Origin of the sequence: Bradyrhizobium sp. CCBAU 11386, from assembly GCF_028128955.1 — a bacterium.
In the GTDB taxonomy this organism is placed as follows: domain Bacteria; phylum Pseudomonadota; class Alphaproteobacteria; order Rhizobiales; family Xanthobacteraceae; genus Bradyrhizobium.
In genome coordinates this window covers 118,030-131,930 of sequence record NZ_LBKA01000002.1, presented here as the reverse complement: position 1 = coordinate 131,930, position 13,901 = coordinate 118,030, and the positions used below count along the sequence as shown (strand labels likewise).

Genomic DNA, 13,901 nt, shown 5'->3' with positions numbered 1-13,901 from the left:
AGCGCACGCTGGCCTGCAGCTTTCCGGGTTCTTCGCTTGCCGGCTCTCGATCACCGACATTTGGGCAGGAGCAATCACTCGCCGCCGCAACATGCGACGGGCGTACCTCCTCACCCGGGTTTGGCTCGATTGGCGCTTAGCGCCGGTACCCTAAAGCCACTGCTTGATCTGCCGTGCGACCTCTGCGGTTGAAATCCCGTAGCGGTCGTGCAGAGTCGGAAGTGCGCCGGCGTCAAGAAATTCGTCGGGCAATGCGATCTGGCGGAAAGGCGGATGGACGCCTGAACGCATCAGAAGTGCGGCAACCGCCTCGCCGAGACCGCCAATCGTTGTGTGGTTCTCGGCAACGACGACAAGGCGGCCCGGCTTGCCGGCTTCACGCAAGATCGTCTCGGCGTCGAGCGGCTTGATGGTTGGAACATGCAGCACCGCAATATCGATGCTGTCGTCCTTCAAAGTTTGCGCGGCCTCGAGCGCACGCATCGTCATGATGCCGGACGAGATGATCAGGACATCCTTCGCGTCGCGGATCACCTTGGCCTTGCCGAGCTCGAACTTGTAATCATATTCGTCCAGCACGACCGGCACCTGGCCGCGCAGCAGGCGGGTGTAGACTGGCCCCTGATGCGCCGCGATGGCAGGCACCAGTTGCTCGATTTCGTGGGCATCGCAGGGATCGATGACCGTCATGTTCGGCATGGCACGAAACAGCGCGAGGTCCTCTGCGGCCTGGTGACTCGGGCCGTAGCCCGAGGTCAGGCCGGGCAATGCGCAGACGATCTTCACGTTGCGGTCTTCCTCCGCGATCGTCTGGTGTATGAAGTCGTAAGCCCGCCGCGATGCGAACACGGCGTAAGTGGTCGCGAAAGGCATGAAGCCTTCGGCGGCGAGGCCGGAGGCGGCGCCGAACAGAAGCTGCTCGGCCATGCCCATCTGGTAATAGCGGTCCGGAAACTCCTTCGCGAAGATGTGCAGATCGGTGTATTTGCCGAGATCGGCCGTCATGCCGACCACATCAGGGCGGCTGCGTGCGAGCTCGACGAGCGCGTGTCCAAAGGGCGCCGGTTTCGTCTTCTGTCCCTCGGCCGCGATCGAAGCGATCATGGCGGAGGTGGTCAGGCGCGGCTTGCCCGGCGGCGGTGCTGATCGGACGGTCTTCATGCCTGCCTCCCGGCTTCCAGCGCGGCAAGCGCGAGCTGCCATTCGTGTTGCTCGACGCGGATGAAATGGTTCTTTTCGCGCTGCTCCAGGAAGGGAACGCCCTTGCCCATCAGCGTATCGGCGACGATCATTCGCGGCTTGGGTTCTGGGTGCGATTTGGCACCATCGAAGGCAGCAACCACGGCATCGAGATCGTTGCCGTCGATGCGCTGCACGAACCAGCCGAAGGCCTGAAGCTTCTCGACCAACGGCTCGAACGTCATGACCTGCGTGGAAGGACCGTCCGCCTGCTGATTGTTGACGTCGACGATGCCGATCAAATTGTCGAGCTTGTAGTGGCCCGCCGACTGGATGGCCTCCCAGACCGAACCTTCGTCGAGTTCGCCATCGGAGAACAACGTATACACCCGCGCCTCGGATTTCTTGCGCCTGAGTCCCAGGCCCATGCCGACAGCGATGCTGAGGCCAAGTCCGAGCGAACCGCCCGACATTTCCATTCCAGGCGTGTAGGAGGCCATGCCCGACATCGGCAGGCGGCTCTCGTCGCTGCCATAAGTTTCGAGCTCTTCCTCGGGGACGATCCCCGCCTCGATCAAGGCCGCGTAGAGCGCGATGGCATAATGCCCGTTGGAGAGCAGAAAACGGTCTCGCTCCTCCCACGACGGATCTTCGGGCCGGTAGCGCATCGCATGGAAATAGGCCACGGCGAGAACGTCGGAGATGTCCAGCGCCTGTGCGATATAGCCCTGGCCCTGGACTTCACCCATGCGCAGCGCATTGCGGCGAATGTTGTAGGCGCGGTCGGCCAGCTTGGGCGTGTTGGCAAGCGTGTTGGTCTCGGTTTCCATCGATCTGGACCTTGTTTCGCTGGCTCAGTGGATGAGCATGCCGCCGTTGACGTCGATCACGGCACCGGTCACGTAGGCGGAGAGATCCGAGGCCAGGAAGGTGAAGATGCCGGCGACGTCTTCTGCCGTGCCGAGACGATTGAGCGGGATGCCTTCCAGGATCTTCGCCCTCATCTCGTCGGTCAGCTTGCCCGCAGTGATATCGGTGCCGATCAGGCCGGGCGTGACGCAATTGACGCGGATTCCGTCCAGGCCGAACTCACGGGCCATCGCCTTGGCGAGACCAAGCACACCGGCCTTCGCGGCCGAATAGTGCGGGCCGCCAAATATTCCACCGCCGCGCTGGGCCGAGACCGACGACATGCACGCAATCGAGCCGGACTTCCGTGCGCGCATGTGCGGGATCACGGCCTGGGAGAGAAACAGGATGCCCTTGAGATTGACGTCCTGAATGCGATCCCAATCGGCGGGCGAAATGTCCAGGAACTTGACGGGTTGGGTGATGCCCGCATTGTTGATCAGAACATCGATTGCACCGAAGGCTTCGATCACGCGGGCGACCGCCTGTTCGCAGGACGATTTGTCGGCCACGTCACACCGCAGACCAATGTGGGAGTTTCCAAGCGATGCCGAAGCATCCGCCGCAGCGCCCGCGTCGATATCGAGAATGGCGACCCGAGCGCCCTCGGCGGCGAACCGCCGGGCGGTGGCAAGCCCGATCCCGCGCGGCGAGGCCGCGCCCGAAATGATGGCCGTCTTACCGCTGAGCAGCATCAATTCCTCCCGCAAATTGTTCTTCCTTGGTACTTAGGAATGACCCGCGGAGGGCCAGCGGACAAGCGCGCAGTTGTCACGGATCGATGAATTTGGTTCACTTATGGGATGCTATCGAATGTCCCGATATCGGCAATTCGCGCCTTTGAAGCCGCCGCCCGCACCGGTTCGTTTCGCGATGCGGCGAATGAGCTTCACCTGACGCCAAGTGCCGTCAGTCACGCCATCCGCAAGCTGGAAGGCACGCTTCGGACCGTTTTGTTCGAGCGCAGCGCCCGATCCGTGCGACTCACTCCGGCCGGCGAGAACCTGATGCGTCACACGGGAGCGGCATTCGATCAGCTCCGCCGTGGCCTCGAGGAAGTTGCCGCGCGCGGGCCACAATTGGTGCGCGTCCATTCCGCGCCCAGCTTTGCCGCGCAATGGCTGGCCCCTCGGCTTGCACAGTTTCTCGCTGCTTACCCGAAGCTCGAGGTTCGGCTGGCTGCAAGCACCGACTATGCGCGCTTCAGCAACGACGATTTCGATATCGACATCGTCTACGGTCCGCCCCGCGCGGAAGGTGTCGAAATTGTTCCTTTGCCGGAGGAGACGGTCACGCCACTCTGCTCGCCCTCGCTCGCAAAATCGATACGAAAGCCTGCCGATCTCCTCGATCAGACGCTCATCCGCTCCGACGTGAAGCGGGTGCAGTGGCACCAATGGTTCACCGCGAATGGGTTGGAAGCACCTGCGCTTCACGGCATGAGATTCGACCGGAGCTTTCTTGCGATTGCGACGGCTGCGGAGGGATTGGGCGTAGCGCTGGAATCAACCCTTCTGGCCGAACGCGAACTGGCGAGCGGGCGATTGGTAGCTCCATTGGCGGGACGGGCCAACGATATCCGCTACGTCGGTCACCGCCTGATCTACCCGCGCGCCAGCCGACAAAGATCGGCGGTACGAGCCTTTGCAGATTGGCTCGTGGCGCAACTTGAGGGTCAAAACACGCGCCCCTCAGAGTGACCGCAACCCTTGCCCAGCCTCTTGGCTTACTTCGCAAGCCCGTCCGCACAGTCTCAGGGTTGTAAGCTCTGAGCGCGGAGCGATCGGTTCTCGCACACAGCAGTTGCCCGATGTGCTTGGCAAGATCGAGAAACTTCTGGTGCAGTTGGACGTCGAAAACGTCCAACCGAAAGTCCCGTTCCGATGCTCACTGGGTGCAAGCACTTGAATTTGCTTGGTGGGCGCACCAGGGCTCGAACCTGGGACCCGCTGATTAAGAGACAGCCACTGGTTAAGAACAATCAATGACTTGCCGATCGCACACCTGGGCTTATCCGGTCGAAAATGGGCATTCGTCGCACAATCATGGTGCTTAGTTGCGCTGCGCTTAGGCCCCAACCGATCGGTTAAACCCGACGTTGAAACGCTACACTGGACCTACTTCCTGATTTATTTCGAGCGCGGGGGAACCCGGCTTCCCGGCATCGCTCTCTGTTTCGTGGCAATGGCCGCGCTGCACCTTGGAAGCCAGGCGCGTTCTCGGTGAGCCCCAAAAATCACATTATGGGGTTACCGCTACTGATTATCGCCGGCCACCAGCCGCCTGACACCTCGTCCAGCGAGCTGTCTTTCAGCGCATCCTTCTCTGGCGTTGACGAGACGTTGGTGTTCTGCGCGACGTCCTTGGGACTCTGGCCGGGTTCGGCCTGCGCCTTCGTATTGGTGTCCTGCCCGTTGGTCATATGCAATCTCCACTTTCATTAATGCTGATCGGGTCAATCGAGGCGCGGGAAAACGAATTCCCGAGCGGTTAGCCCCCCTTCATCCCCCCGGGTGAACAGCTGGTGGAGAGGTACGGCCAACTGCCGCCTGACACCTCGTCCAGCGAGCTGTCGCCGAGCGCATCCTTCTCTGGCGTTGACGAGACGTTGGTGTTCTGCGCGACGTCCTTGGGACTCTGGCCGGGTTCGGCCTGCGCCTTCGTATTGGTGTCCTGCCCGTTGGTCATATGCAATCTCCACCTTCATCAAGGCTGATCGGGTCAATCCGACGCTGAAATTTCACGCTGAGCTCATTTTCTGATCATTTCACGAGGCAGGGAAAACGGTTTCGCTGCCTCGGCCTTTGTTTCGTCAGAAGTCTAAGGCGTCGTTGGCTCAGATGCTTTCTTGGTTAGCCCCCCGGGCCGACGCCGCCGCGGGAGGCGACACTCGCTGTATTACTCATTGGCCAAAGGCCGCCTGACACATCGTCCAGTGAGCTGTCGCTGAGCGCTTCAGAGGTCGTCGAGATCTGGGACGCTTTGTTCTCAGCGCCGTCCTTCAGGCTCTCGCCGGGTTCGGCTTGCGCCTTCGAATTCGTGTCCTGCACGTTGGTCATATTCAATCTCCACCTTCGTGAATGCTGATCGGTTAAACCCGACGTTGCAACTGTACGCTGAGGTCGTTTTCTGATCATTTCACGAGGCAGGGAAAATGGTTTCGCTGCCTCGGCCTTTGTTTCGTCGGACGTCGAAGCCGTCGTTGGCTCAGATGCTTTCTCGGCTAGCCCCCCGGGCCTTCGCTGGCGTAGCTGGCACGCGCGAGATTATTGAACGGCCAAGTGCCGCCTGACACATCGTCCAGCGAGTTGTCGCTGAGTGCATCAGCCGCCGGCGAAATTTGGGATGCCGGGGTTTGAGCGCTGCCCTGGAGGCTCTCGCCGGGTCCGGCGTCCGCCGTGGAATTGGTATCCTGCTGATCGGTCATGCTCGATCTCCCGTTCTCATCAATGCCAAGCCCACGACCCGGGCGTCAGATCTTGTGGGTCGGAGGCACGCGGCCGCCGGACACATCGTCCAGGGAGCTGTCGCTGAGTGCATCCTTTTCAGACGTCGAGATCTGGGATGCCTTGTTCTGGGCGGCATCCTTGCGGCTATCGAGGGATTCGGCTTCCGCCTTCGAATTGGTGTCCTGCCTATTGGTCATGCTCAATCTCCACTTCAAATGATGATTCTCTAAACCCTGAGTTGCAGCGACGCTCAATGACGTCATTTCCAGAACATTCAAGGGCTTAGGAAAATAGTTTCTGGCGTCGCGCATTGCTTCGTGCGCTTGAGGGTGAAAGGTACCGCCGGATTGACTTGCGAGCGATACGGCAGATGCCGTATTTTCGTCGTCGGTCACGGGGACGTGTCGAAAGGCCCCTTCGAAAGGCTCCCTTCCACCTTTTTCGGTCAGGCTCTCAGGATCTGGCGCCTTTCATCGCGACCTCCTCCACAAGCTTGAGCAGGCGGTCAAATCGCTCGCCCGCGATCGACACCTGGTCGAGCACGGCAGGATCAAGCTCGTCCTTCAACCGCGTCGTCTCGTCACCGAGACCGCTGTCCTGCTCGCCGTAAGCCGGCGTTCTCCATTCGGCGCACAAACTCTTCGTCGGCCCTACTGCGGCACTACCTTGCGTCGCCCGGATCGAACCGGAGCGGCACCTGACAGATGATTGCACCATCTTCCTGTCACCGTATTCCCAGCCTGTCACCGTATTCCCCAACTATCGCGTCATCAGTCTTCCGCCATTGACCAGCACCGCGCCAGTAATCTCTTCAAGGGTCTCGTCGGTGAGTCCCCCGGACACATCCCCACCGCGAACGTCCTCGATATCCATCTCGGTGAATTCGAACCCCTTCGTTTTCGCAAGACCGATGATCTGCCTGGTGTCGCCACTGCGAATGACGGCTTCCGCGGATGCATCACCGGCGACGCTCATCAGAAATTTGGTCCATTGGTCGATTTTCATGATCCTCTCCGTGACTTCCGGTTCAATTTGACAAGGGCCCGTCTGGTTCTTGCAGGTCCTCCTCCAGCGCACCAAGATTGAATAGGTCTTCCAACGTGGCCGTGGTCGCTTCTCGCCTGACGCCGCACTCCCGGTCGAGAAGGGTTCCAATGGCGCTTGCGTTGTGCCTTGCCGAAGCAATCAATTCTCCGAGCCGCGCCATTGACGGCATGTCGGACGTGTCTTCGAAACGTTGTCGCAAGCGCCGTCCGATCAGAGCGAATCCCGTATTGATCGATTCGTATCGCAGATGGTTCGGAAAGCGCAGAACGGGCAAATCGCTTGCTGTCCTCGTCATGTGACGAGACATCATATCTTCGACGATCCGCGCCACATCGCCGCCCGTCTCGAAGCTTGCCTCGTCGTAAACACGGTATCCCATCGGCCAGCGATCATCGGGCGCACACGGGCTGACCAGTCTAATGGTGCGCTCCGCCAGGTTGAACTTGAAGCCAGACTCGCAGGACGGCGTGCTGATCACGGGCCGCTCGGGCTGATACTTGCGATACTTGGCAACGTTGTCACGGGCCCGGCCCGCAAAATTCAAGGATCGAGCGTCCGTTGCTCCCTCGTTACGCAGGCCGAACAGAACGGGAAGTGTCTCCTCCGGCGAGAAGACGGCGTGAATCTTCGCGAGTGCGCCAACGCTCAGGACCGAAAAGCGCACCCGATAGGCCGGTGAGATCGCGAGCAGGCGCCGGGTGCGCTCGACATCTCGCGTTGGAATGGCCGTGCTCGTGAATGGCACGTCGCCAAAGGTAGAGACGAAATCGTCAACGAAGCGTTCGTAGTCGGGATTGTCGAAGGGATCCGTACCGCTATAGCAGATAGTCCTGCGGGCCGCGGGGCCGCTCACCCCACCGATCACTTCAAGGATTTCGCGCCAAAGCCGGGCATGCTCCGGCGTGTAACGAAATACATCGTCGAGCCTGGGCGGCGACAGTGAGCAAAACCAGCATCCGACGGAGCAACCGCGCGATAGCTCGAAGCTGGCAGGAATGTGCGGATTGGGCGTAAGTGACACGCCGATCTCCAAGTTCGCCCGGTAAATCTGGCGCTGACGCCAGCGAGCGAAGCGGGGATCGGCCGGCTGGCTCGCCGCGGTTGCGTCAAGGAGATGTTTGGTTCCTCGCCTTTGGAAGTCGCGGTAGCGAACCCAAACGGGCGGAGACTTAGATTCATCGTCGCCGGAATGCTCCGGGTCCCATATTGGGCGCACGAGTTCGGGATCGACCCGCAAACCGAATGTCGCGGCGACCCGATCCGGGTCCTGGATAAACGCGGACCGGAACGTCGGGTCCGCATGCCACCGTTCCTCGAAACGCTTGATATCGCTGAACGGCGTGACGTCATCTGCCGCGGGAGGCTGCAGGCCGGCCAGTTCAAACAGATGCAGGGTCCGCTCGGAAGTCTCGTCTGCCGCCTGAAAGTCATTTCGGATCAATGCGGTCGAAGATTTCATGAATGTCGTCCGCCGATAAGGAGTTTCCGGACGGCGTTCAAATTCCCCGCCCAAAATGTAAAGGTACCGCTGGATTCATCTGCGAGCGATACGGCAGATGCCGTATTTCATCGTCGGTCACGAGGAAGTGTCGAAAGGCCCTGCCTTCGATCTCAGGATCTGGCGCCTTTCATCGCGACCTGCTCGACAAGCTTGAGCAGACGGTCGAATCGCTCGCCCGCGACCGACACCTGGTCGAGCACGGCAGGATCAAGCTCGTCCTTCAACCGTGTCGCTTCGTCGCCGAGCCCGGTTTCCTGCTCGCCATAGGCCATCCTGCGCTCGGTGGCGCGCAGGCGGTCCGACAGCAGGATGGCGAGAGCGCGATAAAAGCGGCCGGCAAAGGCGTGGTCTGCCGCGAGCTTTCGCAGCAGGACCTGCTTGTCCAGGAACAGGGCAACCGAATCGACCTTTGCCGCCACCGTGGCCGAGGGCGGCGCTGAATCGACCAGCGACATCTCACCGACGAAGTCGCCCGCCTCGAGCTGGGCAATCTCGCCGATGCCGGACACGCTCACGCCCATTCGTCCCTGCAACAGCAGGACGATCGACGGGATCGGCACGCCTTCATCGATCAGGACCTCCTGTCGCCCGATGCCGCGGCGGGAGCCTGTACGGGCCATCCAGTCGATGTCGGAGTCATTCAGCACGCCGAATATGAAGAGGACCTTGCGCATATCGGTGACCCCTAGATCAGTTGACGTTCCGCGAAATCCGCAAACAGGCCTGGCTGCGCCATCAACTCGGCGAAGCTGCCGGTCTGCACGATCTTGCCGCCGCCCATCACGACAATCCGGTCCGCCGACCGAACGGTGCTGAGCCGGTGCGCGATGACGATACGCGTCAGGTTGAGCCTTGATATCGAATCGCTGACGATGGCCTGGGACCGGTTGTCGAGCGCACTGGTGGCCTCATCCATCAGCAGGAGCCGCGGCCGATGCGCCAGCGCCCGCGCGATCAGCAATCGCTGGCGCTGGCCACCCGAAAGCGTGTTGACGCCCTCTGCGACGAGGGTCTGCATGCCCATGGGCATGGCCTCGAGATCACGGTCCAATCCTGCCAGCCGTGCGATCTCCCATGCCTTGTCGATCGACAGACGGGCTGCGCCGCAGATGTTTTCATAGACGCTGCCGGAGGCGAGCCTGGAGTTCTGCAGCACGACACCGACGTCGCGGCGCAACAAGCCGACGTCGATCGTCTCGAGCGACTTGCCGCCGACAAAGATCACACCGGATTCCGGCTTCTCGAACCCGAGAAGCAATCGGAAGAGTGTCGATTTGCCGCTCCCCGACGGGCCGACAATGGCGAGATATTCTCCTGTCCTGACACTGAGGCTGACATCGTCGAGGATCAGCGGCCCGCTCTCGCCATAGCGGAACGACACGTTGGCAAACTCGATCGAGCTGCTGATCTCGCCGACCGACTTCCGCTCGTCGCCGATTTCGGCCGCCGTCGAGATGATCGGCTTGATCCGCTCGATCCTCGGGATTGCGACCAGCAGCTCTCCGATCGCCAGCGCCCACTCGCCGACCGCGGCGAGCGACAGACCGAACGCCGCATAGAATGCCAGGAACGTACCGAGTTCGTGCACCGGCCTCGCGCCGGACGTGGTCTGGGCCAGGGCGAAGATGAGCAGCGTCGCCAGCGCAGGAAACGCCGCATCGAGGCTCTTCTGGAGGTTTGCCGCACGCTGCGACGCGATGAAATGGCGCTTCTGCCTGGAAAAGCGCTCGACCCAGATCGAGAGCGCCTGCATGGTCGCGTTCGCAATCCGCAGTTTTCCGACGCCGGTGAGGAGCTGCAGAACCAGCCCCTCCAGCCATCCCTGAAGATAAAGGCTCTCGCGCTCCTCCGACAGCCGGACCAGGCTGATCGCGACCACCATTGCGACGCGCAGCACGGCCAGCGCCGCGGCCAACAGGCCCAGTCTGACGTCGAGGGCGAACATCACGGCAAAACTGAAACCGCAGGACACAAGCGCCAGAACTCCGCGAATGGCGCGGCCGGTGACGATCGTGCGGACGGCTTCGACACCAAGCGTGCGGTCCGCGAGGTCGCCGACGGAGAAGTTGCGGAAGAAAGCGGTCGGCATCCGCAGCAGGCGGTCGACAATCGCCGCCTGCAAGACAAAGTCCAGCCGGCTCTCGAGCCGGAGCATGGCGATGCCCTGCATCACCTGGAATCCGCCGGCCACCAGCGTCACGACAACGAGCGCGATGGCGCAGATCAGGAGCTGGTCGACTTCCGCGCGCGGGAGCACGGAATCGATCAGCAGCTTGGTGACCAGGGGCGTAGCCAGCGCGAGAAGGCCGAGGCACAGGGCCGCCAGCATGATCCGCAGGACATCGCCCCGGACCGTCGCGGCGCCGAACTTCAGGAGATCACGAACCGTCAGGGCCCGCGACGGCAGCGGGCGATAGAACATCACCGCCTCGGGAGCCAGTTCGGCGGCGATTGCCCGCGTCAATTCACGGCGCGTGCCGGCGCCGGGGTCGACGATGATGTGGCGGCCGCCTGCCTTGGGAAGGATCGCGACGGCCCGCCGGTCTTCGCCAAGGAACGCGACGAACGGACCGGCACTGTTGGTCTGCCAGTCCGCGCGCAGCAACAGGCGCCGTATTCGCACCCGCGACGCCGCTGCGATCCTCACGGCACGCGTAAGATCATCATTGTCGAACGCCATATTGGCCGGCGCCTGGAGCGAAAGGCCCATGGCTGCTCCGACCTCCCGACAGGCGGCCAGCAGACGGCCGGCACCGTCCGCGCCGGGCTGCGATGCTTCGGGCCCGGCTGTGATGATGCCGGCAAGACGGCTGACAATGCCGGTCCTGCGCTGCCGGTTGAGGCCGGAGCGCAGGCGCAGGCGGTCGGCCTCCGCGAGGGTGTCCTCATCGATCCTGCGACACAGGCTTTCCATGACGCGTCCATGGAAGCGATCAAGCGCGGCCCATATCTCGGGAAGCGGGAATGCGGTGCTCTCGCGCACCACCAGCGTCGCGTCCTCGCGAGCGACGACCCAGGTTCCCGGCGACATCGGCGAGGGACTCTCCCCGGAGCCATGGATCTCCGGCATCTCCATCACGCCGATGGTCCCATGCTCAATCCCGATCCAGCCGACCTGCCGGCCGGACAGCCGGAGAATGTCGCCGGATGCCAGTGCGTATCGCGAGCCGATCGCGGCCTGCTGCACGACCGCTCCTTGAGGAGACGCCGCGATGACTCCCGACACAAGCGCAGTCCAGGCGTCGATCGCGTCCCGATCCGCAAGACCGCTGCGATGATCGATCACGATTTCGGTCTCGAGACCGCCGACCGCAATCACGGCCATCGAATTCCCGTTGCCATCGCGGATAGCGGGCATGCCGAAAACGACCGCGCCTTGCTCGACCCGAAACAAATGATGCCGACGGCTCGGCTCGCCGCCGGCGCTCTGCCTGACTGCAAACAGGTCGACATAGCCGCGCACGACGCGCAGCACGAGATCGAGATCATTGATCGGCAAAGGCTGATGGCTCTCGAGTGCGACCGGGCCTAGCGCCGCGCCTTCGCGCCAGGGCGGCGTTTCGAGGGAGGGAGGCTGGTACGCGCTGCTCATTCGCTCGACACCAGCTGGACATATTCACCACCCTCGGCGAGCAGCTCCTGATGCGTCCCCCGCTGCACGATCCGCCCGTTGCTCATCACGAGGATCTCGTCACAGTCGCGTATCGTGCTGAGCCGGTGGGCGACGATGATGCAGGTGCAGCCCCTGCGCCGGAGATTGTCGTCGATCGCCTTTTCGACGATCGGATCCAGCGCCGAGGTGGCCTCGTCGAGGACGACCACGGAAGGATTGCTCGCCAGCGCGCGCGCGATCTCGAGCCGCTGTCGCTGGCCGCCGCTGAAATTCCTGCCATCCTCGGCCACGTGGCAATCGTAATTGCCGGCGCGGACGGCGACATCTTCATGGATCAGCGCATCCTTGAGCGCCCGCGACACGCTGGCCTCGGCCACGGTGTCGTCCCAGAGCGTGAGGTTGTTGCGGGCTGTCCCCTCGAACAGCAGGATCTCCTGATCGATATAGGCGACCGAATTGGTGAATATCTCCTGGGGAATCTCGGTCATCGACCAGCCGTCAATGCGGATGTCGCCGGACCACGGCCGGTAGAGGCCGCTGACCAGCCGTCCAACGGTGGATTTGCCGCTGCCCGATGCGCCGACCAGGGCCACCCGGCAACCGGGCTCGACGACCAGCGAGAAATCCTCGATCAGCGCCGGCTCGAGCGCCGAATAGCCGAATGAAACGTCCTTCAACTCGACCCGGCCCGACAGCTTTGCGGGCATGCGTGCGGGCGCACGCTCGATCGGCACCAGGGGACGGGCGGGATAGTTGAAGACGTCTTCGATCCGGAACAGATTGCCCTTGATGGCCAGGAAGGCCGTGGTCTGCTGCACGAGCGCGTTGATCGGCTCGACCAAGCTGGTGAGCAGGGCCTGCAAGGCGACAAGGCCACCGATGGTCAATGCGCCGTCGACGATCCGCAAGCCACCCACGCCCAACACGATCGCGACGGTCAACCCGGTCAGGAAGATCGGACAGGTGTCGAGGAAGCTGGCGTAGACGCCGAGATCACGCTCGGCGTTCAGGACCTTGGCCTGAAATCCGGCCCAGCGCGCGAAGGCGTCGTCCTCCAGACCTCCGGCCTTGATCGTCTCGATCGTGCGAATGATCTCGATGGTGCTTCCATTGAGCTTGGCCCGTTCGATGGTCAGCTTGCGGTTGAGATCCTCGCGCTGGCGCGCGATCAGCCTGACGACGAGGACGTTGAGGAGAGCCATGGCGATGCTGATCGTCGCCAGGAGACCATCGTAGAACGCCATCGTGACGGCGATGAAGACGACCGAGATCAGGTTCAGGGCATTGGTAGCCACCCCGTTCGAAAGCAGTTGCGCAATCTGTTCGCTGGCAGCGATGCGGCTGGCGAGGTCACCCGAGTGCCGCTGGGTGAAGAACTCCATCGGAAGGGTCAGGACGTGCCATAGCAACTGGCTGACCATCGTCACCGTCAGCTTGGTCTGGATGCGCAGGAGCAGCGACTGTTGAAACGCCGTCATCAGCGCCCGCGCCAGGGCCGTCATCGCCATGCCGATCAGCAAGGGCGTGAACCAGCCCTCGACATGCTTGATCAGGACGTCATCGACGAAGATTTTCGCGAAGGTCGGAACCAGTATGGTGGGGACCACGAGCGCCATGCTGAGCGCGACCAGCAGCAGCACCGCCCCCAGCGAATTCGACAGTCGCCGCCTCAGCAGCGGAAAAAAATCGGGCTCGCGCCCGCCCGGCTTGAACTCGGGTCCTGGCTCCATCGCCAGGACGACGCCGGTGAAGGACGCATCGAACTCATCATGGCCGACCTTGCGACGCCCAACGGAGGGGTCGTTGACATAGGCGCAATCCGCATCCAGCCTTTCGAGCACCACGAAATGGTTGAAGTTCCAGTGGATGATCGATGGCATCGGCAGCTCATGCAGCGTTGCCGGCTCTTTCCTGAACCCCTTTGCCGTCAGTCCGAACTGCCGCGCGGCCTTCAGCACGTTGCTGGCCTTGCTGCCGTCCCGGGACACGCCGCATGCTTCGCGCAGCTTTTCCAGCGGCACCCAGAGACCGTGATAGGCCAGGACCATCGCGAGCGAGGCCGCACCGCATTCCAGCGCTTCCATCTGGAACACCGTCGGCGTGACCCAACGCCGCCGCATGCGCCTGATTCGGTTAGCAAGGCGATCGAGCAAACCTCGATAGTCGTCGGTCGGGTGCGATGACGCGGTCATGCGCTGGCGAT

General features: G+C 62.3%; 15 protein-coding genes. 1 reads left to right on the top strand and 14 read right to left on the bottom strand.

Features of this window, described 5'->3' with window-relative positions:
* Positions 1 to 150 precede the first annotated feature (150 nt).
* The 3 genes from XI09_RS00825 to XI09_RS00815 are packed head-to-tail and all read right to left on the bottom strand — an operon-like array spanning position 151 to position 2,783.
* Positions 151 to 1,161 carry a transketolase family protein gene (locus XI09_RS00825; protein WP_271565256.1) on the bottom strand — a complete coding sequence of 337 codons (1,011 nt, stop codon included), beginning with the start codon at positions 1,159 to 1,161 and terminating at the stop codon, positions 151 to 153.
* A complete protein-coding gene (locus XI09_RS00820; RefSeq protein WP_271565255.1) occupies positions 1,158 to 2,009 on the bottom strand; it encodes a transketolase in 852 nt (283 codons plus the stop codon). The genes XI09_RS00825 and XI09_RS00820 overlap by 4 nt, the downstream gene beginning before the upstream one ends.
* A gap of 24 nt (positions 2,010 to 2,033) precedes the next feature.
* Positions 2,034 to 2,783 (bottom strand): SDR family NAD(P)-dependent oxidoreductase, encoded by a 750-nt coding sequence (locus XI09_RS00815; protein WP_271565254.1) that lies wholly within the window; start codon positions 2,781 to 2,783, stop codon positions 2,034 to 2,036.
* 108 nt (positions 2,784 to 2,891) lie between these two features.
* Here XI09_RS00815 and XI09_RS00810 point away from each other — a divergent pair, with 108 nt between their 5' ends.
* Entirely contained in the window at positions 2,892 to 3,788 is an 897-nt protein-coding gene (locus XI09_RS00810; RefSeq protein ID WP_271565253.1) for a LysR substrate-binding domain-containing protein, read from the top strand.
* Positions 3,789 to 4,324: 536 nt separating this feature from the next.
* Here the strand turns inward: XI09_RS00810 and XI09_RS00805 are convergent.
* The 11 genes from XI09_RS00805 to XI09_RS00755 all read right to left on the bottom strand — a co-directional run bounded on the left by XI09_RS00805 (position 4,325) and on the right by XI09_RS00755 (position 13,890).
* Positions 4,325 to 4,510, bottom strand: a complete 186-nt coding sequence (locus XI09_RS00805; protein ID WP_271565252.1) for a hypothetical protein — start codon at positions 4,508 to 4,510, stop codon at positions 4,325 to 4,327.
* Positions 4,511 to 4,578: 68 nt separating this feature from the next.
* Positions 4,579 to 4,776, bottom strand: a complete 198-nt coding sequence (locus XI09_RS00800) for a hypothetical protein (protein WP_271565251.1) — start codon at positions 4,774 to 4,776, stop codon at positions 4,579 to 4,581.
* A gap of 164 nt (positions 4,777 to 4,940) precedes the next feature.
* Positions 4,941 to 5,147 (bottom strand): hypothetical protein, encoded by a 207-nt coding sequence (locus XI09_RS00795; RefSeq protein WP_271565250.1) that lies wholly within the window; start codon positions 5,145 to 5,147, stop codon positions 4,941 to 4,943.
* 164 nt (positions 5,148 to 5,311) lie between these two features.
* Positions 5,312 to 5,515, bottom strand: a complete 204-nt coding sequence (locus XI09_RS00790; RefSeq protein WP_271565249.1) for a hypothetical protein — start codon at positions 5,513 to 5,515, stop codon at positions 5,312 to 5,314.
* Positions 5,516 to 5,560: 45 nt separating this feature from the next.
* On the bottom strand, positions 5,561 to 5,932 hold the full coding sequence (locus XI09_RS00785; protein ID WP_271565248.1) for a hypothetical protein: 372 nt from the start codon (positions 5,930 to 5,932) through the stop codon (positions 5,561 to 5,563).
* Between the two features lie 58 nt (positions 5,933 to 5,990).
* Complete coding sequence (locus XI09_RS00780; protein ID WP_271565247.1) at positions 5,991 to 6,173, bottom strand: hypothetical protein; 183 nt, start codon at positions 6,171 to 6,173, stop codon at positions 5,991 to 5,993.
* Positions 6,174 to 6,296: 123 nt separating this feature from the next.
* A complete protein-coding gene (locus XI09_RS00775) occupies positions 6,297 to 6,542 on the bottom strand; it encodes a hypothetical protein (protein WP_092192436.1) in 246 nt (81 codons plus the stop codon).
* Between the two features lie 22 nt (positions 6,543 to 6,564).
* Positions 6,565 to 8,043: a radical SAM family RiPP maturation amino acid epimerase gene (locus XI09_RS00770; protein ID WP_271565246.1), complete on the bottom strand. Its 1,479-nt coding sequence runs from the start codon at positions 8,041 to 8,043 to the stop codon at positions 6,565 to 6,567.
* Between the two features lie 152 nt (positions 8,044 to 8,195).
* Entirely contained in the window at positions 8,196 to 8,759 is a 564-nt protein-coding gene (locus XI09_RS00765; protein ID WP_271565245.1) for a cyclic nucleotide-binding domain-containing protein, read from the bottom strand.
* A gap of 11 nt (positions 8,760 to 8,770) precedes the next feature.
* On the bottom strand, positions 8,771 to 11,677 hold the full coding sequence (locus XI09_RS00760; RefSeq protein ID WP_271565244.1) for an NHLP bacteriocin export ABC transporter permease/ATPase subunit: 2,907 nt from the start codon (positions 11,675 to 11,677) through the stop codon (positions 8,771 to 8,773).
* Positions 11,674 to 13,890 carry an NHLP family bacteriocin export ABC transporter peptidase/permease/ATPase subunit gene (locus tag XI09_RS00755; protein ID WP_271565243.1) on the bottom strand — a complete coding sequence of 739 codons (2,217 nt, stop codon included), beginning with the start codon at positions 13,888 to 13,890 and terminating at the stop codon, positions 11,674 to 11,676. The genes XI09_RS00760 and XI09_RS00755 overlap by 4 nt, the downstream gene beginning before the upstream one ends.
* Positions 13,891 to 13,901 lie beyond the last annotated feature (11 nt).

Bases quoted from the DNA above. Each gene is read 5' to 3' on its own strand.
- XI09_RS00770 (WP_271565246.1), bottom strand. From the start codon at position 8,043: ATGAAATCTTCGACCGCATTGATCCGAAATGACTTTCAGGCGGCAGAC.
- XI09_RS00755 (WP_271565243.1), bottom strand. From the start codon at position 13,890: ATGACCGCGTCATCGCACCCGACCGACGACTATCGAGGTTTGCTCGAT.
- XI09_RS00800 (WP_271565251.1), bottom strand. From the start codon at position 4,776: ATGACCAACGGGCAGGACACCAATACGAAGGCGCAGGCCGAACCCGGC.
- XI09_RS00765 (WP_271565245.1), bottom strand. From the start codon at position 8,759: ATGCGCAAGGTCCTCTTCATATTCGGCGTGCTGAATGACTCCGACATC.
- XI09_RS00795 (WP_271565250.1), bottom strand. From the start codon at position 5,147: ATGACCAACGTGCAGGACACGAATTCGAAGGCGCAAGCCGAACCCGGC.
- XI09_RS00790 (WP_271565249.1), bottom strand. From the start codon at position 5,515: ATGACCGATCAGCAGGATACCAATTCCACGGCGGACGCCGGACCCGGC.
- XI09_RS00820 (WP_271565255.1), bottom strand. From the start codon at position 2,009: ATGGAAACCGAGACCAACACGCTTGCCAACACGCCCAAGCTGGCCGAC.
- XI09_RS00825 (WP_271565256.1), bottom strand. From the start codon at position 1,161: ATGAAGACCGTCCGATCAGCACCGCCGCCGGGCAAGCCGCGCCTGACC.
- XI09_RS00810 (WP_271565253.1), top strand. From the start codon at position 2,892: ATGCTATCGAATGTCCCGATATCGGCAATTCGCGCCTTTGAAGCCGCC.
- XI09_RS00805 (WP_271565252.1), bottom strand. From the start codon at position 4,510: ATGACCAACGGGCAGGACACCAATACGAAGGCGCAGGCCGAACCCGGC.
- XI09_RS00815 (WP_271565254.1), bottom strand. From the start codon at position 2,783: ATGCTGCTCAGCGGTAAGACGGCCATCATTTCGGGCGCGGCCTCGCCG.
- XI09_RS00760 (WP_271565244.1), bottom strand. From the start codon at position 11,677: ATGAGCAGCGCGTACCAGCCTCCCTCCCTCGAAACGCCGCCCTGGCGC.
- XI09_RS00775 (WP_092192436.1), bottom strand. From the start codon at position 6,542: ATGAAAATCGACCAATGGACCAAATTTCTGATGAGCGTCGCCGGTGAT.